This window comes from Vibrio pomeroyi (assembly GCF_024347595.1).
GTDB lineage: Bacteria > Pseudomonadota > Gammaproteobacteria > Enterobacterales > Vibrionaceae > Vibrio > Vibrio pomeroyi.
This window is the reverse complement of sequence record NZ_AP025507.1, coordinates 1,137,900-1,157,199: the sequence shown is the minus strand read 5'-3', so window position 1 is coordinate 1,157,199 and position 19,300 is coordinate 1,137,900. Positions and strand designations below refer to the sequence as shown.

Genomic DNA, 19,300 nt, shown 5'->3' with positions numbered 1-19,300 from the left:
TAAATTAAAAGGTGAAAAGTTTGTTTTTTATCACTCTAAAAAAACACCCTATACCTTTAACCAGTCATTAAGAAGGAATTAAATAAAACAACATGAAAAAAAAACAAATAAATATTATGATCTAATTCTTATTTTTATCTATTAGCTATAGTTTTGTTGATAATTTATGTATTTTAAGACAAATCACCCTTTAAATCTCAACACCTTAACATATGGTCTTATGACGGTTTTTTTGACCACTGCCATAGCTGTAACCCTAGGCTTAAACCATTCAAATACTGATAAAAAACAGAAAATCAAGACAACTAAAACCTCAAGCCACCTAACTACAACATCGCCACCTAAATCCGAAATGGTTTCAGGGGTTGTTAAATACTCTTTTATCAGCTCTATACTGTCTTCAGGTCTAACAAACGACGAATTAAAATCTCTATTGACTTTATTAGATGACAAATTTGACATTATAAACTCAGTTAACAATGGTGATAAATTTTCAATAAAGACACAATATGACGGTTCCAACACGGAATATGTCAGTGCTTTTTACTATTTAGGTAGTGATGTGGAATTCTTCGCTATGAGAGGAGCTGATGATAATATTTACAATGAAAATGGAATTAAGTTAAATAACGATTATGTATTCCCTCTTCCTCGACATTTTCGTGTAAGTTCACCGTTCGATTTAAGCAGAAAACACCCAATAACCAACCGGATTGCCCCCCATTTTGGGACTGATTACGCAACACCTATCGGTACCGAGGTTCAATCATTGTCGGACGGAGTTGTTTTGAAGTCGCGCTATAATCGTTTTGCTGGTAACTATCTAACCATAAAACACTCTGATGGAAACTACGCTCGCTACCTACACCTTTCAGAAAGACACGTTTCAGCTGGAGAGCACATCACAAAAGGCCAAATAATAGGACTCACTGGCAATTCAGGTCGTACTACTGGCCCTCACTTACATTTAGAGCTATCGGTTGCGGGAGTGCCTGTAGACTTCGAACAATATATCAATACCGACAGAAGTTATAACAATCAATTCATTTATATCGCTCAAGCAGAACGTATACAGTTGATGAAAAACCTCGTTCAATCAAATCAACCACAGACATAACCAACACTCATAGGATTATGTCTCCGAGCTTATCTTCGAGATTGAACACTCAATGCAGTAGTAGTTCATCTTTCAATGACTGATGACACGCAAAAACTCACTTTTCTCCGAATCCATTTCAAATCATCAACTGTTGAATCAAGGGCTTGCTCGATGGGTTGCACCATTAAAAATGGCTACGTATGTGCCCCTTATAATCGCTCACAGCAATAAAATTGTCTGTAAGGATTTTCACTCTGATTCATCTAGGTCAACATAGCGCTTTACACGCCCTATCCAACCCTTACAATGTGCAGCAAATATATTTATCAAGGTTTATCTCTATGTCTATTCAATGGTTTCCGGGTCACATGCATAAAGCCCGTAAAGAAATCGAAGAAGTTATCCCACAGGTTGATGTGATCATCGAAGTACTGGACGCTCGTATTCCGTTCAGTAGTGAAAACCCAATGATCTCTTCACTGCGCGGCGATAAGCCTTGTGTAAAAGTGTTGAACAAACGCGACCTTGCCGATCCTGAACTGACTCAACGTTGGATTGAGCACTTCGAGAAAGAGCAAGGCGTTAAAGCGATTGCAATCACCACCAGCGTGAAAGAAGAAGTTAACCATGTCATGGAGTTGGTTCGCAAACTCGCACCGCACCGTGAACAGATGGGTAAAAACATTCGTACGATGATCATGGGTATTCCTAACGTAGGTAAATCAACCATCATCAACTGTTTGGCTGGACGTACGATTGCGGTAACTGGTAACCAACCCGCGGTAACTCGTCGCCAACAACGTATCAATCTGCAAAACGGCGTGATCCTTTCAGATACTCCGGGAATCCTTTGGCCTAAAGTGGAAAATCCACACAGTGGTTTCCGCCTAGCAGCAACGGGCGCTGTGAAAGATACGGCGATGGAATATGATGAAGTGGCATTCTACACCGTTGAGTATCTAGCAAAGCAATACCCTCACCTATTGCAAGAACGTTACCAAATCGAAGAGTTGCCAGAGTCAGACATCGAGTTGATGGAAGCGATTGGCCGCAAGCGTGGTGCACTTCGTGCAGGTGGTCATATCGACCTTCACAAATGTTCTGAGATTCTACTTCACGAACTGCGTAACGGTACTCTAGGTAAAGTCACTCTAGAGCTACCTGAAATGATCACTAAAGAATTGGTTGAAGTGGAAGAAGCTGCGGCACTGAAAGCTGAGCAGCAAGCGAAGAAGAAAGAAGAGCGTCGTAAGCGTTACTTGAAGAACAAGCGTTAATCGCGATTAACTTTCTAAGCGTTTTTTATTAACCACTCTCGTACCAGCCTCTAAGATATTCACGCTCTCTATACTTTAGAGCGTGGATATTGCCCCCACTGTTTGTTGATCTAGCTAACATACTGACAAATCTATAGAAACTGCCGTTTACAATCACAAACACTGTGACATACTACGCAAATTATTGTGTATCAATCACGGCTAGCTTTTCAATGCGCTCCTATTCTGGGTTCAAAAATCAGAGATTTAAAACCTATTTCGATAATGAAATCTATTTGCCGTACATAAATTTCATCTACATCCCGATCTCAATATTCTGTGCTTTTATTGTCACCGACTACATCCATTTTGGTACAGAGTGCCTCGGCCCCATCATTTCACGCTTCATACTCTTTATATTAATGATGGTTGTCGCCAGATATTGCATAAAAAACAAACCCAACGTTTTAGATCTCGTCGAGAGCATATTCCTTGTTATTAGTTCACTGTTTTTAATCTATGTGGGCCGACTCGCTGTAGAACTGAACAATTTCGATTACCAAGGTGGCATCATTCTCGTCATGATCTACATCGGTACCTTTTCAAGGTTGTCTGCAAAATACAGCATCACAACGCTTTCCTTTGTCTTCTCTTCCTATCTTATTGGCCTTGCTCCCTTACTCTATGAAGCTGAGCCTAAACATGAGATAGAGACCATTTCCGTCTATCTTTCTGCCTACATCCTTATTTCGGCGGCCTGTATTAGACGTGACTTAGAAGTGCATAAACGTTTCGCTCAATCAGAACAACTGCGCAAACAAGCTATACAACTTCGTAAGCAATCTAATATGTTCGAAGCCCTTTCCTATCAAGATGCACTAACGGGTTGCTACAACCGCCTGTACCTTCATCAAGTGATAGAACCGAGTATCAATCGTCAGCTATCGATCACATCAATCATGATCGATATCGACCATTTCAAATCGATTAACGACACCTACGGTCATCAAATGGGTGATATGGTAATCAAAGAATTGGCGGCAGAAATTCAGAAAAGATTGCCAAGCAGTAGCAACTGTTTTCGATATGGCGGTGAAGAGTTTCTCGTGATGGTGCAAGGCGAAACGGAAGCATCAATAAAATCATTGGTTGACTCCCTTTTAGAGTCCCCATCTCGTCTTAGGTTAGAAGTAACCATTTCGATAGGAGTAAAGCATGCGCCAATAGCGATTGGCTCTGTCGAGCAGCTCATCGATGATGCCGACCAAGCGCTCTACATTTCTAAGAAAAACGGTAGGAACCAAGTTACTTGGTGTGATTAGCCGTTTTTATCAAGCTCTACTATTCCCTCTCATAATGATTACAGCTATTAAAAAGCCCCGAGCAATTAAATGCTCGGGGCTTTGATTTTTTGTTTCAGCTTTACCGTGTCTTCAGGAAAAACCTACGTCAAAGCAACAAACTTATATTCAGCCAACTCTTAATCAATAAGAAGCTATTAAGAATACGCTGCGCTGGCTGTCTTCTGTTCAAGTTCGACCGGAGAGCCCCAAGAGATGACTTTTTCGTTCACTTGGCTGCCACAGGGTGCGTTCCAAACTTGTTCTAGTTCTTCTTTACCACCAATCGCTTCATAGAATGCAATGGCTTGATGGTTTTCAGACATCACCTCTAGGTAGAGCCCAGAATCCGAGTAATATTGTTGCAACCACTTCGACAGTTCAGACAATAAGCGCTTACCTACGCCTCGTCCACGATAATTATTATCTACATGTAACGCATCAATGAACGTGCCACGCTCAAAGTTGTGATTACCAAACGCGCAGACAAAACCAACCAGTAAACCGCCTTCCTCAAGCAATAAAACGTGTTGGTTGAAAGGAGGATTTATCAAACGAGTCTGCCAAATAACAGATCTGTCCTCCAAAACATCATGTTCTAGGTAATCATCAGCAAGAATGCCACGGTAATATAGCTTCCAGCTATCCGCGTGTAATTGGGCAATCCGCTCATAATCTTTATATTCAGCTACCTTAATTTCCATTTATTAGCCCTTAGTACTTCCATTTATGACTTGCTACTACATTTCACACTACCTTTATACAATATTTAAGCAAAACATACTAATACACGTTTACACTTTCAATATTGACTTACACGTGTACGCTGATATTCTAGCGCACAGATGTAAGCCCAATGGAAATTTGCTAATGAATAGTGCTGACAAACCATCAACAAAAAAGCCGCCGTTAATCTGGCTTAATATTTTTGTATTTTCTTTTAGTATGCTGCTCGCTGTTGTTGCGGCTCCCGTTTATGGCTACTTTTTTGGCTATGGAATGGAGCACTGGGTATGGCTAGCGATCTGTTTTACGCTTTGTAATCTGTCGATCACGACGGGGTATCACCGTTTATGGTCACACAAGGCGTTTGAAGCGCATTCAAGCCTAAGATTTCTATTTGCATTAGGTGGTGCCTTTGCCCTGCAAAACAGCGCTCTACACTGGTCGTCTGATCACCGTGTTCATCACAAGCATGTCGATAACAATGACAAAGACCCGTACTCTGCAAAACGCGGCTTTTGGTACTCGCACATTGGTTGGATGATTCGTAACTACAGCACCTCAATGTATGAAAACTATGAAAACTGTCGAGACCTGAAGAAAGACAAGATCGTAATGTGGCAACACAAGCACTACGTTCTTCTAGCGTTGATCATGAACTTCGGTGTTCCTATCGCATTAGGTGTGATTTACGGTGACGTGATTGGCATGTTGCTAATCGTCGGTGCGGTTCGTTTGGTCCTTAACCACCACACAACATTCTTCATTAATTCTCTTGCTCACATCTGGGGTAGCCAACCTTTTACTGACAAAAACACAGCGCGTGATAACGGTGTGCTAGCAGTACTCACTTTCGGCGAAGGCTACCACAACTTCCACCACATCTTTGAGAATGATTATCGCAATGGCATTTACTGGTGGCAATATGATCCAACGAAATGGTTGATTAAGAGTGCTTCATTGATGGGCTTAGCAAGCAAGCTAAAGAAAACGCCTCAAGCCCGCATTGAAAAGGCAGAAGCGACCATGCTGCTTAAGCGCACACAGCAAAAGATCATGCACCGTGCCGACAAGCAACAAATCGCAGACAAGCTTCAACAAGAGTTCGATGCTCTAGTGTCAAACATGAACGAGTACTACGAAGTCAAAAAGCAGCTACTTGAAAGCAAGCGTGAAGACGTGGTGAAAAAATACGAACACTCTGTACTTAAAGTTCGTTATCAGCAAATCAAAATGAACTTCGAACAGCAGAAAAAAAATTGGGCGATGACGGTTGAGCAATATGCTTAAGCTAAAACAATACGCTTAACACACCAATAACAAAGCTGTTTGCTTATTATTCGAAAGCCCTCATATTGCTATGAGGGTTTTTTATTAGCATAACCTACTCGGCTCTAGATCTATGCTCTCAATTTTGAATTGTGGATGCCAATAACCATAGTTATTGGATTTCAGAACTCTTTCTTCAATCAAAATTTATACTTATATTACTTGAACTTATCGAGTTGAAAGCCGAGGAATTGAAAATGAGCAAGCTAACTATTATAGCAACGATCGTCTCTAAAGAAGACAAAACTGAGCTAGTTAAATCAGAGATGATTAAATTGATCGATAAAACCCGTGTTGAAGACGGCTGTATTAACTACGATTTGCACCAAGATAACAGTAACCCTGCTCACTTTGTTTTTCATGAGAACTGGGAGTCTGAAGCTCATCTAGAGAAACACTTAGCGAGCCAACACATCGCTGACTACATGGCTGCGACTGAAGGTTGTATTGAAACCTTTATGCTTAACAAAATGACGCACATTGCTTAGCCAGTCACTCAATACTGATTCAATAAAAGCCCTGCTCTGATTGCAGGGTTTGCCTTTTCTACCGGCTTATATCTGCTCATTCTAATAATGAAAAAACCCGCCAGAGTAGCGGGTATGGTCAATAATCATGACTGTAAAAGACAGATAGGTAACAACCATCAATCCAATATTGAGTACCACTTTACAGTGGCACTCTGACATTTCTTTTGCTGATCGCTAGCACGGGGGCACTAGTTAAAAGCACGAGCCAAAATGCCATTCCCTTGATATTGGTAAACACTTGAATTACTACTTACAAAGACCGATTCTCCGGGCTTAAGTGAAACTGACCGTCCTTCTGAAGTGATGGTCGCCTCTCCTTCCACACAGAACAAGATCTCCGCGCTACGTAGATACTGCGACTTACTCTCATCAGTCGCAGACAAGATATCAAAGCCAAAGTCATCCACTGGAATCGGATAGCTCATCTTGCCCTCTTTCAATACAGGCTTAAGGCAGATATCTTCTGGCTTAATCGGCTCAAAGATTGTGTTGTCGATAAGCTCAGGAACATCGATATATTTGGGAGTGAGACCGGCACGCAGCACATTGTCTGAGTTTGCCATAATCTCTAAACCCGTACCTTGAACATAAGCATGTGGGGTTTCTGCGAACAGGAACATCGCTTCACCGGGCGCCAGTTCAACCGTGTTAAGCATTAATGGCGCAAATAAGCCAATATCACCTGGATAATGCTGCTTGAACTCAATGCTGTATTGAAGAGCTTCACGCCCCATGACCGTTTTGGCTGGTCGCGCATGTGCAGCATAAAGCTCATTAAGCGCAGACGCTTTGCGGTCACCTTCAAGAGACATAATGGCGCTAAAGAAAGACTTCAGAGAATCACTGTCGGCATTGGCTTTTAGGACATTAAGCTCAATCGCTAGCGAAGGAATATCCGCTTCTTCGAACAGGGCAATGATATCGTCGATTGGACGAAAGCCATTCATCGCTTTGTAAAAGGTCAACGCATAAACCAACTCAGGTTTATGATTTGGATCTTTGTAGTTACGATTAGACGCATTCAAAGGGATGCCAAGTGCATTCTCTCGCTCAAAACCTAACTCTGATTTTCGCTTATTCGGATGAACCTGAATCGATAATGGCGTTTCAGCGGCCAACACCTTAAATAGAAAAGGTAATTCACCGAAACGTGCCGCCGTGTACCCGCCTAAGACATCGATTTTGTTTTCATCGATCATGTGAGAAAGCGACTCACCGGTATCACCTACTTTTGAGCAACCATTAGGATGAGCACCCATCCAAATTTCTGCTTGCGGTTCTTGGTTTGGGTTCACAATACCAAACAGTTGGTTGATGGAGTCTTTGCTTCCCCATGCGTAGTTTTGAATAACGTTGTCGAGTTTAAATAGAGACATAATTACTTCTCATTAAAAATCTGGCCGCCAAGCTTGAGCGTTGCGGCGATATTACGGGCACTACGAGTCAGGTTTTGATTCGCTTCTGATAAAACTTGGTCTAAGGACTGAGGTGAACGCACGGTTCCAAACAGGCTAGACATTGAACCGTAAAGCTTTTCAACGTCTTCACCCAAAGAACCAGCGATACCAATGGTCGGAATATTCAGTTTTTGAGCACGCTGAGCGATACCAAACGGAGTCTTACCTTGCAGGGTTTGGTTATCCATCTGCCCTTCACCCGTCACGACCAATGAAGCGCCTTCAAGCACCTTATCCGCATCCAACGCATCCAGTACCATCTCTATACCCGCTTTAATATGGATATTGAACGCTAGGCTTAGCCCTAACGGCGTTCCACCAGCAGCACCAAAGCCCGTGCTGTCACGATGATTAACACCTGTCTGCGCCTGAGCAATATCCGCAAAGTGCCCAATGGCAGCATCAAGCTGTTGAACGTGAATTTGTGATGCGCCTTTTTGCGGGCCAAACACGGCACTTGCTCCGCTTTCGCCACATAATGGATTATTCACATCACATGCGACCACGAACGTCACTTCTTTGCATCTAGGGTGCAGTCCATCAAGATCGATGCTTGCTAGCTGACTTAACTCGGCGCCGCCACCAGATAACTCGTTGCCTTGCTTGTCTAATAACTTGCCTCCCAGCGCTTGTAAAATGCCTGCGCCTGCATCATTGGTTGCGCTGCCGCCCAAACCAATAATGACTTGTGCAACACCTTGATCTAATGCATCTTTAATCAATAACCCTGTACCAAACGAAGATGCGATTAACGGTGCTCTTTCTTCTACGGTTAGTCGGTCTAAACCCGATGCTTGAGCAAATTCCACCAAGGCAGTTTTTACGTTAGCGCCATCAACTGTCTGTTCTAACGAAGCCCAATAAGCCGTACATTCTCGACCTAGTGCGTCTGTTGTTTGTAGCAGCTGTTTCTTACCATTAAGCGCGGTTAGCAACACGTCTACGGTACCTTCACCACCATCAGCGAGAGGCAGTTTTACGAACTCTGCGTAAGGGAAAACATCGGCAAATCCACGCTCAATGCAAGACGCAACTTGATGAGCGTCGAGTGATTCTTTAAATGAATCAGGGGCAATTACAATTTTCATTGTCGTTCACCATTCCCGCCCACCAAGGTGAGCGGGTTATCGAAATTAGAATTTGATTTGGAATGTTTTTGCCTGGCAAGAAGCCAGCTGGCCGAAAGTTTCAGTTACTACATCACCTTCACGAACGCGTTCGTCCATGCTTGTTTCTTTCCAGCTTGAAACCGCTTGAGTGAAAGAGATTGAATCCGATACTGAACCCGATTCTGCTGGGTTGTAGACACGCATGATCAGTGCGTCTTCGTCTTCAGCTTTCTTAAGAACGCTTAGCACCGCACCTGCTTGTTGCTTCGATAGCAAGCTGAAGCTCATCGGTAGGTTTTGCTCGCCCACATTCAGCTTCATCGCGTTGTAAGGGATCTTGTTGTAGCATTCGATTTGAGTGACATTGTCACGTGCTTGCGCCATGATGTTCGCGTCAATGTGGTTGCCAGAGAAGCCACACAGTGTGAATTCACAAACCAACTTGCCGCGCACTTGTGAATCTGGGGTCGGGATCTTGATACCAGAAGGACGACCCGGACGAAGCAATAGCTCTTCTTTACCCAACACGCCAATACCACGGTATAGTGTCAGTGCGAAGGTATCTCGGTTTTCGTCACCTTGAGATGCAATCACTTCAAATTCACGCAGGCCATTCGACATAATCGCCATACCCGCTTTGCCGTTTTCTAACGCTGCAAAGTTCATTAACTGGTAAACCGGAACTGGTGCTTCTTTCCACTTCTCTTCTTCCCAAACCGCCATTGCAGGGTCGTTGGTCGGGCGAGTAATACAACCGAACTGGTTATCTGCAACGACAGTTTCAGAAACGAATGGCGTTGGTACTAGCACACGTACACGGTGGTCGTCGGCTTGGTTGTCTAGTTCCATGCGAACTTCGATACGGCGAGAGCCTTGTTTCAATACCACTTGGCATTGCGCTTCTACAAAACCGTTTTGACCCGTGCGTTCTTCACGCTCTGCAAGGTTTGCAGGCACGTTCATACGGAAAGCGATGTTCGCTACCGATTGGAAGCCTTGGTGGTCAATCGATGTTTCTACCGGGAATTCATCTGAGTACAACAGCCACTCTTGACGAGATGGTGAGTAATCGTACTCATCACCGTCATCAGAACCGTCTTCTAAACGAAGTACTTGGTCGAATACTTGCTCTGTCTCTTTATCGAAAATAGTCAGAGTACCGTTGTCGTTTACATTGATTCGGTAGTACTCGTTCTCTAGTAAGTAGTCTTTTTGTTCTGCAACTTTTACTGCACCCTTCTCGTTACCTTGGATGTGTAACGTGGTGAAGCCCATCGCTGGCACAGTGCGTTTGATTTGAATATCAAACTCCATAAACGGGTCGTAGTTACCGTAGTGAACGATTTGACGGTCTACTTTACCCGGGTCAATTTGGCGCTTGTCTTGGATGAAGTACTCTACTGGGTTTTCGTTTTCATCAAAGATAGAGAACTCTTGAGCACGGATAGTGATAGTAGTGTTAACCACTTCTTCACGCTCGTATGGAGAAAGGTTGAACATCGCCAGTTTGTCGCAACCTTCGCGATCTGGCATGTGGTCAACAATCTTACGCTTGTAGAAGTGAATCAGGTTGGTCGCCATGTCGTCAGCAAGGATGTAACGGTTTAAGATTTCAGCGTGTACCTTGTCTGAACAACAGCAACCAATCGAATCGTGAGCGTGGTTCTTCATGCTCTCTTTCCACATTTTCTCGATCAAACCGTGGTGGTATTCAAAGCCTAATGTCCAAGCGATAGACGCTAGCGGTTCTAAGATATTTACAATCTTGTTTTCGATTTCTGCGTGGATCAGTTTGATGTCCATACGCGTAGAAGAGATCGTACGGTGAACACGCATGTATTTACCGTCGTTGAACTCGCCTTTGATTGTGTCGAGTTGGTCGCGCGCCGCTTCTACTTTCTCGAACACTTCTTCGTAACGGCTCATTGAGAATTCACGATCTGGGTAGATTTCGCGAAGCTTGTCCATTACTTCAAAGATGTCTTTTTGAATTGGCATTTGGTCATGACCGTTCGGCAATAGGATGTCTTTGGTTACCGATGGTTTCTCTAGCACCGGGAAGTACTTATCTAGACGAGCACGCAGGCCTTCTTCATCTTGCGGAAGGTACTTACCAATCGCGTAACCCAGTGGAAGCACTTGTGCCGTTACTTCACTGCCATCATTAGACTGCCATAAGAATTCTGTTTTGTTGGTGCCGTGACGCTCTGAACAACCACGCCAGAACATTGCACGCGTGATATCGAAGCCGTTGTAGATCATCGGCAGCTGAGAGCTCATGCTGAATGAATCTGGTAGGTAACCGATCTTCATTGCATCGCCAAATTTCATACAGTCGCGAATGCCATACATCATGTTACGTACAATCGACTCACCAGAAACTTGCATTGTGTCGGTTTGAGAATACCAAGGGCCAATAATTAGCTTGCCCGCTTCAACCAATGCTTTTACGCGTTCTGTGTTCTCTGGTTTGATTGCGAAGTAATCTTCTAGAACGGCTGTTTGACCATCTAGAACGTAGTATTTGTATTCTGGATCGCTCTCCAGACGGTTCATGATTTCTTCCATGTTGTTCACTAGAAGAATACGAGACTCTTCTGTTGTGAAATACCATTCACGATCCCAGTGCATGTGTGGAGTAATATGTACGCGTGATGTAGTCATAATCATTTACCTAAATGTGTCGCTTCGAGTAAATCTTAAATTCGAACTCAAATACGACTAAATTAAAGTTTTTCAAGGAGTTAAAATTGGCTGACACTAAATTTAGGGTGCAGAAAACCACGCCCAGAATCTGTGTGAATAAAACCGTTAGGAGCACAGATATTTAGGACAGCCAAATTGTTCGTTATTTTTTATAAGGTGTTTTTAATTACGAGCTATAAGTGAGCTCAAAATTTAGTTAGTTCTGTGTTGCAGTACTTGCTTCAAACTTACCCTTTTTTACAGCGTGACCACGCCACATTAGAAGAGTAATGGTTGAAATCACTGTGCCGACAATGGCAGCACCGAACCAGATTGCAGCAGCAGAGAATGCGCCCAAACCAGAATCGTGTAACAAGAAGATAGAGAAGATACCTGCGCCCGGAGTTGATAGACCAATACCTGCCGCACCCACCATTGCCCCTGTAACCACAGAGCCTAGTAAGAATGAGCCGATTACACGGATTGGATCTTCAATCGCCATTGGGATTGCACCTTCGGTAATACCCGCTAGGCCAAGTAGCCATGTAGATTTACCGGTTTCAATCTCAAAGTCTTTAAATAGGCGTGGAGCAATCATGGTTGAAGCCGTTACCGTGAACGCCGATACCATTTTTACTGAGCCAAAGATTGCGTAAGGACCATAAACACCGTTCGCCATTGCACCTAAGCAGAATGCGTAAGCAGCTTTGTTTACCGGACCACCTAAGTCGAATGATACAAACAGACCTAGAATCGCACCCAATAACAATGCGTTAGTGCCTGACATACCGTTCAACCAGTCCGTTAACCCTTGGTTTAGGAACGCTACAGGTTTACCGATAACAAACAGCATCAAGCTACCTGCCACCAAAGTACCAATCACAGGGTAAAGGTAGAAAGTAAGGAAACCGTTAAACGCAGGACCCAAGCGAACATGCTCTTTTACCCAACGCATTACGTAACCAGCAATCAAACCACCAACAACACCGCCTAGGAAGCCAGAACCGATGATGTTTGCTGCGATACCCGCGGCAAAACCAGGACCAAGTGCCGGCTTGTCGGCTAATGAGTAAGCTGTGTAAGCCGCCAATACTGGCACCATCAATGTACCCAGTAGGCCGCCACCTAATTTACGATACATCCACAACCAAGAATCTTTTGTTGCGTAAAGCTCTTGCAGGTCAAAAATTTGCGCGATAAGAACAGCAACCGCAAGAACAGTACCACCAGCAACGATAAGAGGAACTGCGTAAGAAATACCAGAAAGCAGCGCTTGTTTAAGCTCAGTTTTCAGTGGCAATTTCTTAGGCTTGTCATCAGTAGCCACTGTGCGTTCTGCACCGTTACCTTTTTTCGACTCTTCTATCGCTTCATTGAGAATGCGTTCACCGTGTTTAATCGGTTCTGCAACTGGCGTTTCAACACGAGGGATTCCGTTAAAACGCTCCACTTCTTTAATCGCTACTTCAGCAGCAAAAACACATGCTACAGCATTATTCAGTTGTTCAGCCGTTAAGCGATCTTCAATACCGTTTGCGCCCTGCTTTTCAACATGAACCTTGTAGCCAAGCTTTTTGCCCGCTTTTTCTAGGTACTCAGCCGCCATATAGGTGTGAGCAATGCCTGCTGGGCAAGCAGTAACACATACAATTGTCGGCGCATTTGTATCTAAATTGTCTTGTTTTTCTTCTTGCTGATTATCGCCATCAAGAAGTGCGAAGATTTCATCAGCGGTTGTCGCTTTTAATACTGCTTCACGAACATCGTCATCAACCAATGTAGTTGTCAGTTCGGTCAGCAGGTGCATGTGGGTAGAACCCGCTTCTGCATTTGGAATAGCAATTAAGAAGATAAGATTCACATCTTCGTCTTCATCTAGGCCTTTCCATTTCATGTCTTCTTTAAGTGTTGCCACAGCGAAGCCAGCTTCTTTAACCGCGTCAGTCTTGCCGTGCGGTACTGCTAGGCCTTCACCAAGCGCTGTCGGGCCTTGCTCTTCACGAGCAAATACTGCATCAAGATACTCTTGCTTGTTGTGCAGTTTGCCTTGCTGATCCAGTTGGTCAGCAAGTGCGTAAATCGCTTCTTCTCGACTGCTAAACGTAGTTTGCAGATTTACGAGCGACTTATTCGTTAGAGTAGTAAGTTTCATAACCTTTGTCCCATAGTCACGGATTAGTACGACAGTCGTCCCTGCCGACGATGATAATAATACAACTTCAAGACATTTAATCCGTGATCACGATCTCACCAATACATATTTGTATTTAATTTGTATTTAAATAGTGTTGGTGAATACTTTAAGAAAGCTTGTTATGTATCGTTTAATTTGTATTATATGTACTACAAAACACCGATACGATGCTCACACTAACCTTGAGAGCAGGGCTTATATAGAGCAAATTTACGTATTTAAGGTACAGGTTGTTAAACAAAGTCTAGTTGTTCTAGCGCACAAATGAGGCAAAAATGGCAAGACTCCCGATGTATCGCCAAATCGCAGATGCAATACGAGAAAAGATCAGTTCTGGTGAATATAAGGTTGGAGAAGCACTTCCAACAGAAGCGCAGTTACGCGAAGTATTTTCTGTCAGCCGTGTAACGGTTAGACAAGCGCTGAAGCTACTGATCGAAAATGATGAACTTGAAAGCGTGCAAGGCAGCGGCACTTACGTTAAAGAGAACAAAATCAATTACGACATCTATAAACAGTCTAGCTTTCAAGAAAAGTGGGCACATTTGGATGTCGTTACCCACAGTGAAGTGCTGGCTTTTGAAATGAAGCCCTGTTCTTTAGCGATGTCTGAACACTTAGATATCAAAGAAGGCGAATTGGTTTTTTACGTAAAGCGTGTCCGTTTCATCGACAACAACCCAATCACGGTTGAAGAAACCTGGTTGCCTGTTGCTCTGTTCCCAGACCTTACGTATCAAGTCATGCAAACATCAAAATATGACTTTATTGAAAACACCAAAGGTATGGTGATTGATCGAAGTGAGCAAGAACTGGTACCTATCCTTCCACCTGAAGACGTTGCTAGACAGTTAGGTATTGACCCAGCTCAGCCTATTATTGAAAAACGTACTCGTGGTTACCTAGCCAATAACACGGTATTTGAATACAGCCGCAACTACTTCACATCTAACGATTACCGATTCACTTTGGTCGCCAGACGCCAAAGGTAAGACTTAATCTAGCACCGCATATAGCCAACACAGAGGGCGCCTGTTCTCTGTGTTGATGCACATCCCCTACTCATAATACTAGTTTCAACCACCCCAAATATTCCTAAACCGATATCAAATAACCTCACGAAAGATCATTCACCTTCATTCAAATACCGTTCGTACACTTTGACCATAAAATGAACGCCCAATGACAAGAGCAACCGTCGACAGGAATGTAGATGAATACCAAACAACTTGAGGACGCGGTCAATGAAGTGACCTTGTTCAATCAACACCTGCACTTAATCCAATCCGTCCATACCATCCCTACACCTAAAGTGAATTGGGAGTCGATTGCCATGGAACCGGCACCTGTAATGCCAACGGTTCGCTTCGACCATAAAGTCAAAGCCATGGAAGCGCTCGACGAGTACAAACCCAACTGGCTCGACATGCTTCTGGGCAACAAATCTAAATTGTATTCCCTCACTGCCAATATTGAGCGAGCGGCAGAGAAAGACATCGAACAATACAAAACTGAATTTGTACATTGGGTGCAGAACTACAGCTACTGGGCAAAAGGCAATCAATTGTCGAAAGGTGTTTTGAATAACGATAGCCAAGCGAAGCTGTCTGCCCTTTCTGAAGCTCAACAAAACACGATGAACGCCGCAGTGGTCGACACTAAGCTGATCAATCATCACTTTAATACCTATAAGAACGGCCACCTGTTAGAAATCAATATTCAGGTGAATAAGCACAACGTCATCCCTAAAGAGAAAAAGGTATTGTGCCAAGGTGAGGTAAAGCTAGAGACCCTCTCTCTATCTGAAAGTAATGCACTGTATCGAGAGTATGTGTGCAGTTGTGTTCTTAAATGCGCTCAGGATTCTTTCAATGTATTGCCTGAAACAAGTGTCGTGATCAATGTTGAGCAGGTTTCGGCTGGTCATTCCAATGAGACCATTCTTTCATGCCATATCGAGAAAGGCTTGCTGGAGTTCTTATTAATTGAAGACGACAAACCTTCTGAAATCCTTGAATTCTTTGTGCACATTGAAGATTTTAACCCTCATCGTGGCAACGGTTTCTCTGAGATTAAAACCATCTTCTCCCCTTTACCTATTGCGTCGTAACTCAGTCCATCTTTCGACTCGAACACTGACCACTCATCACGACTAACTGTTAGTTGGTCGTGTTCAATCACTTAAGTACCTAGCCATTATGTCGATCTACGCTATCTCAAGAACAATACGTCTAATACAAAACTCAGCTCTAAATAAACTCCATTTCAACCCGTTACCTTTGGTCATAATGGTCTTATCCATGCCATTGTTTGCTGAAGAAACGGTACCGACCGAAGAGCCCATACTTACAGAACCACTTGAGCTTACAGAGCAACTTGAATTTACAGAAGAACAAGCCTTACAAGATGAAGCTATATTGGAAGAAAAGGCGGAACCAGAAGTTGAATCGCCCTTCACGACGTTAACCAAATTGGGTTTTATCTACTCTCAAAACACCAGTTCATCTTTGTCTATTAATTCTGGAATATCCGTAGGCTACAAAAAGGAAAACTGGGGACAACGAGTCCAGTTCGATACCTATTATACCGATGCTGAAAATGATGAAGATGGTACTAATCGCTATACCACCAACTATGGCATTAGTTATGATTTGAACGAGGTGACTTACTTAGTCGCGACAACCCGTTTTGAACACGACCACTATGGTACCTATCGTAAACAATTCATTACCGCGACCGGATTGGGTCGTCACTTTTACGATACCGAAAGAATCAAGCTTCAAGGCTCTGCGGGTCCGGGTTATCGAATCAGTAAACGACAATCCTCCGACGAAGAGTTCCCAAACAAAGAGAACTACGAGCTGATCGTTAATGCCAGTATTGATGGCTCGCTAACGCTTACTGAAACGTTCTCTATGGGTGCAACTGCAAACATGGCCTACGGTGAAGAGAACACAAACTACAACCTAAAGGGCTATTTAAAGAACATTCTGATGGGCAATTTAGCACTAACGTTTGATACCGAATACATTTACAACACCACTGTCGCCTCAGACCAAAGCAACAGCGAGATCTACAGTTCAATGAACCTAAATTACGACTTTTAAGAAAAGTTTCCCCCATCGAACATGCAAAAGGATTTGCGTGATCGTCCAGCCAATCATTACTAGAACCTATAAAAAACGTTACTTCATTGACCCAACGCCTACTTCCATTACTTAGAAAAATTGTATTGAGATGTGTTTCTGGAATCGGTCGCTCAAAGCTCTGTCAGATAAATGTAAAACCACTATTGAACCAATGAAAACCCCGTAATTTATCGCTAAAGTTCGCCTACCTTTTGTATTACAAATAAATTTTTATGTTCAACTCTCAACACACTTTAAAATACTTCAAGATTGCTGCACTTATTTCTAGCGGTTTATTACTCACAGGCTGCGAAGCCAACGCTACAAGCGACCAATCAGACCTTACAACATGTACCGACTGTAACTGGAACATAGAACAATGGAAAATCACCCTTCCATTCAGTGGCGACGATTATTACGAAAATGGTCGTAGTAGCGCAGCCGAGCTCATTCCCCAAGAATGCAATGGTAAAGAGTACTTAACCAACGGCACTAATCTCCCTTGGTTCTCTCGTGAATCAGTTAACGGAGAAGAGCGTCTCAAATTTACAGTCGATCTTGGCGGCCAAGTTTCTACAACACCAAACACAAAATACGTTCGTTCTGAGCTTCGTGAGCTATACAACTATGATTCCGAAAATCGTTGCAGCACTAAAGAGCAAAACTGGGCAGTAACAGGAACACATGAACTCAAAGCAACACTAAGCGTTGATCAATTTCCGGATAAAGATGTAACGGGTAGTGACCCAAAAGTGGTTCTTGGCCAAATCCATGGTAAAGACATTAAACAAGCGCTCGTGAAGTTGCAGTGGGATGGTGAAAACAAACCAGTACGTGTCGTTCTAAATGATTCCTTTTTGTCAGGAAACCAAGTTTGCAGCGACTGTAAGCCTTTTAGTGTCAACCTAGGCTACGCGCCTGCGAACCTCGATTGGGATTATACAATTCGTCTCAATGACCAGGGTATTTACCTTTCAACACTCATTAATGATGAATTAACAGAGCAATTCTTACCTTGGGGTATCGAAACAGAAGACCGCGATGGCAACAAAGTTACCCTTTCAAAGGCATGGTTAGAGGAAGAGTACTACTTTAAAGCCGGCCTTTACGCTCAAATAAAACCTTCAAGAGAGTTTGCAGGGCAAGTGTTCTCGGTCAGTTTCTCGAAGATCAATATTGATCATAACTAATCACGCTTAACTAAATCTTAGATACAACGAACAGCAGGCTCTAACCCGTTAAGCTCCCACTCTCTATAAACAGCGCATTGATTCCTTCAGCCATGCGCTGTTTTTGCTTTTAGTCACCAATATAGAACCATCTTGTTCGCCTTCCCTTTCTTCTCAATTTCCTGTTGATTATATAGAAAACGTTAATTCTGTTTTGCGTAACGCCCCGTTTATCTACAAACCTTGGTGTAATAGATTGGACTCAAGCAAACAAAAGGAGCGAATACATTATGTTATCTAATCAATTAGAGCGTGCACGCGCCATCGATTTACCAACACGCGAAGCGATGCTTCAACGAGCTCCTTCTGTGCAACAGTTTTGGGACAACAATAAAAGTCTGTTCAGTGAAGCTTGGAAAGAGTGGGAAGTGAGAGAAGAAGGCAGCCAGCTAAATTTCGATGATTCATTACTGGACGCTCGTCTGCGTGAAGCCGTTAAACAGGCGTGGCAAGATCCAACGAAAGAAATTGCAGTGCAAGACTTACTCCAAGAAGTCTCTCCTGGTGTGTTTAAATTCCAGTTTTTTGACCCTGAGCGTTTAGTCGGACTGCGCGATTACTTAGAAGAAGTATCAAACGCTCAAATCCCATTGCGTCCGCCTTATGGCATCGTCCTCAATCGAGGTGGTGCGATGCTAGACAGCCGGTCTGAAGGCTACTTAGCAGCGCCGAGTTTCCAAGCGTTTTATCGCGATCTGCTCGACAGTTACATGCGTCCAGTTGCGCGTTTGTTGTTCCCAGAAATAATGGGGTACGATACGCAAACTTTTGGATTCTCTATTCAGTATCAAGCGAACAAAGACACATCTTTGCGCCTTCATACTGATGCATCTTCTGTGACGCTCAATATCAACCTGAATTTACCCGATGAAGCGTTTTCAGGCTCTGCACTCAACTTTTATGACCCGGCAACAGGCAAAATGAATGAGGCGACATTTACACCCGGCATGGCAATGATCCACCGAGGAAACGTAGCACACGCAGCACTGCCTATTACCAGTGGTGAGCGCTCTAACTTCGTATTGTGGTTGTATGGCGACCGTGGACAGATCCCACAGCACAACTCAGGATTGGAACCGGTAGACGCTCATCAGCGTTGGACTGTCCCTAAGGTTGTGCCTGACAGCTTCGCGCCATTTTAGATAGGTTCCACCATTCTAGATAGCTTCGCTCCGTTTTAGTCGGTTCGGTTCGGATTAGCTTGTTCAAGCGACTAATACA

The 19,300-nt window shown here is 43.4% G+C and carries 15 protein-coding genes; 10 read left to right on the top strand and 5 right to left on the bottom strand.

The genetic code is table 11. From position 1 onward, the window contains the following. Nucleotides 1-166 precede the first annotated feature (166 nt). The 3 genes from OCV12_RS21215 (at nucleotide 167) to OCV12_RS21205 (ending at nucleotide 3,677) form a co-directional block, all read left to right on the top strand. Nucleotides 167-1,117 carry a M23 family metallopeptidase gene (locus tag OCV12_RS21215; protein WP_261886049.1) on the top strand — a complete coding sequence of 317 codons (951 nt, stop codon included), beginning with the start codon at nucleotides 167-169 and terminating at the stop codon, nucleotides 1,115-1,117. Between the two features lie 323 nt (nucleotides 1,118-1,440). Continuing rightward, the gene (ylqF, locus tag OCV12_RS21210) at nucleotides 1,441-2,376 is read left to right on the top strand and encodes a ribosome biogenesis GTPase YlqF (RefSeq protein WP_176679611.1); all 936 of its coding nucleotides are present in this window, start codon (nucleotides 1,441-1,443) and stop codon (nucleotides 2,374-2,376) included. Between the two features lie 275 nt (nucleotides 2,377-2,651). Beyond that, nucleotides 2,652-3,677, top strand: coding sequence for a GGDEF domain-containing protein (locus tag OCV12_RS21205; RefSeq protein ID WP_261886048.1), 1,026 nt, complete (start codon nucleotides 2,652-2,654; stop codon nucleotides 3,675-3,677). A 176-nt stretch (nucleotides 3,678-3,853) separates the two neighbouring features. Here the strand turns inward: OCV12_RS21205 and OCV12_RS21200 are convergent, their stop codons facing one another. Then, nucleotides 3,854-4,399, bottom strand: coding sequence for a GNAT family N-acetyltransferase (locus OCV12_RS21200; protein ID WP_017633065.1), 546 nt, complete (start codon nucleotides 4,397-4,399; stop codon nucleotides 3,854-3,856). Nucleotides 4,400-4,565: 166 nt separating this feature from the next. Here OCV12_RS21200 and OCV12_RS21195 point away from each other — a divergent pair, with 166 nt between their 5' ends. Both OCV12_RS21195 and OCV12_RS21190 read left to right on the top strand, forming a co-directional pair. Continuing rightward, nucleotides 4,566-5,708 carry an acyl-CoA desaturase gene (locus OCV12_RS21195; RefSeq protein ID WP_261886047.1) on the top strand — a complete coding sequence of 381 codons (1,143 nt, stop codon included), beginning with the start codon at nucleotides 4,566-4,568 and terminating at the stop codon, nucleotides 5,706-5,708. Nucleotides 5,709-5,944: 236 nt separating this feature from the next. Next, nucleotides 5,945-6,235, top strand: coding sequence for a putative quinol monooxygenase (locus tag OCV12_RS21190; RefSeq protein ID WP_123300793.1), 291 nt, complete (start codon nucleotides 5,945-5,947; stop codon nucleotides 6,233-6,235). Nucleotides 6,236-6,465: 230 nt separating this feature from the next. On the opposite strand, the gene manA is transcribed toward OCV12_RS21190, so the two are convergent. The 4 genes from manA to mngA form a co-directional block, all read right to left on the bottom strand. Further along, nucleotides 6,466-7,653, bottom strand: a complete 1,188-nt coding sequence (gene manA, locus OCV12_RS21185) for a mannose-6-phosphate isomerase, class I (protein ID WP_261886046.1) — start codon at nucleotides 7,651-7,653, stop codon at nucleotides 6,466-6,468. A 2-nt stretch (nucleotides 7,654-7,655) separates the two neighbouring features. Further along, nucleotides 7,656-8,822, bottom strand: a complete 1,167-nt coding sequence (locus OCV12_RS21180; RefSeq protein WP_261886045.1) for a glycerate kinase — start codon at nucleotides 8,820-8,822, stop codon at nucleotides 7,656-7,658. A 45-nt stretch (nucleotides 8,823-8,867) separates the two neighbouring features. Continuing rightward, complete coding sequence (gene mngB, locus OCV12_RS21175) at nucleotides 8,868-11,507, bottom strand: mannosylglycerate hydrolase (protein WP_261886044.1); 2,640 nt, start codon at nucleotides 11,505-11,507, stop codon at nucleotides 8,868-8,870. A gap of 238 nt (nucleotides 11,508-11,745) precedes the next feature. Continuing rightward, nucleotides 11,746-13,680, bottom strand: coding sequence for a PTS 2-O-a-mannosyl-D-glycerate transporter subunit IIABC (gene mngA / locus OCV12_RS21170; RefSeq protein WP_261886043.1), 1,935 nt, complete (start codon nucleotides 13,678-13,680; stop codon nucleotides 11,746-11,748). Nucleotides 13,681-13,997: 317 nt separating this feature from the next. Between mngA and OCV12_RS21165 the strand changes: the two genes are divergently transcribed. The 5 genes from OCV12_RS21165 (at nucleotide 13,998) to OCV12_RS21145 (ending at nucleotide 19,221) form a co-directional block, all read left to right on the top strand. Further along, nucleotides 13,998-14,714, top strand: a complete 717-nt coding sequence (locus tag OCV12_RS21165) for a GntR family transcriptional regulator (RefSeq protein WP_261886042.1) — start codon at nucleotides 13,998-14,000, stop codon at nucleotides 14,712-14,714. A 221-nt stretch (nucleotides 14,715-14,935) separates the two neighbouring features. Further along, on the top strand, nucleotides 14,936-15,832 hold the full coding sequence (locus OCV12_RS21160; RefSeq protein ID WP_261886041.1) for a hypothetical protein: 897 nt from the start codon (nucleotides 14,936-14,938) through the stop codon (nucleotides 15,830-15,832). 178 nt (nucleotides 15,833-16,010) lie between these two features. Next, a complete protein-coding gene (locus OCV12_RS21155) occupies nucleotides 16,011-16,829 on the top strand; it encodes a DUF481 domain-containing protein (RefSeq protein WP_261886040.1) in 819 nt (272 codons plus the stop codon). A gap of 254 nt (nucleotides 16,830-17,083) precedes the next feature. Then, nucleotides 17,084-18,040 (top strand): polysaccharide lyase family 7 protein, encoded by a 957-nt coding sequence (locus OCV12_RS21150; protein ID WP_261886039.1) that lies wholly within the window; start codon nucleotides 17,084-17,086, stop codon nucleotides 18,038-18,040. A 269-nt stretch (nucleotides 18,041-18,309) separates the two neighbouring features. Further along, nucleotides 18,310-19,221, top strand: a complete 912-nt coding sequence (locus OCV12_RS21145) for a 2OG-Fe(II) oxygenase family protein (RefSeq protein ID WP_261886038.1) — start codon at nucleotides 18,310-18,312, stop codon at nucleotides 19,219-19,221. Nucleotides 19,222-19,300 lie beyond the last annotated feature (79 nt).

What these genes read in the sequence shown, in the direction of transcription:
- OCV12_RS21215 (WP_261886049.1), top strand. Translation starts at nt 167, where the DNA reads ATGTATTTTAAGACAAATCACCCTTTAAATCTCAACACCTTAACATAT.
- ylqF (WP_176679611.1), top strand. Translation starts at nt 1,441, where the DNA reads ATGTCTATTCAATGGTTTCCGGGTCACATGCATAAAGCCCGTAAAGAA.
- OCV12_RS21200 (WP_017633065.1), bottom strand. Translation starts at nt 4,399, where the DNA reads ATGGAAATTAAGGTAGCTGAATATAAAGATTATGAGCGGATTGCCCAA.
- OCV12_RS21195 (WP_261886047.1), top strand. Translation starts at nt 4,566, where the DNA reads ATGAATAGTGCTGACAAACCATCAACAAAAAAGCCGCCGTTAATCTGG.
- OCV12_RS21190 (WP_123300793.1), top strand. Translation starts at nt 5,945, where the DNA reads ATGAGCAAGCTAACTATTATAGCAACGATCGTCTCTAAAGAAGACAAA.
- manA (WP_261886046.1), bottom strand. Translation starts at nt 7,653, where the DNA reads ATGTCTCTATTTAAACTCGACAACGTTATTCAAAACTACGCATGGGGA.
- OCV12_RS21180 (WP_261886045.1), bottom strand. Translation starts at nt 8,822, where the DNA reads ATGAAAATTGTAATTGCCCCTGATTCATTTAAAGAATCACTCGACGCT.
- mngB (WP_261886044.1), bottom strand. Translation starts at nt 11,507, where the DNA reads ATGACTACATCACGCGTACATATTACTCCACACATGCACTGGGATCGT.
- mngA (WP_261886043.1), bottom strand. Translation starts at nt 13,680, where the DNA reads ATGAAACTTACTACTCTAACGAATAAGTCGCTCGTAAATCTGCAAACT.
- OCV12_RS21165 (WP_261886042.1), top strand. Translation starts at nt 13,998, where the DNA reads ATGGCAAGACTCCCGATGTATCGCCAAATCGCAGATGCAATACGAGAA.
- OCV12_RS21160 (WP_261886041.1), top strand. Translation starts at nt 14,936, where the DNA reads ATGAATACCAAACAACTTGAGGACGCGGTCAATGAAGTGACCTTGTTC.
- OCV12_RS21155 (WP_261886040.1), top strand. Translation starts at nt 16,011, where the DNA reads ATGGTCTTATCCATGCCATTGTTTGCTGAAGAAACGGTACCGACCGAA.
- OCV12_RS21150 (WP_261886039.1), top strand. Translation starts at nt 17,084, where the DNA reads ATGTTCAACTCTCAACACACTTTAAAATACTTCAAGATTGCTGCACTT.
- OCV12_RS21145 (WP_261886038.1), top strand. Translation starts at nt 18,310, where the DNA reads ATGTTATCTAATCAATTAGAGCGTGCACGCGCCATCGATTTACCAACA.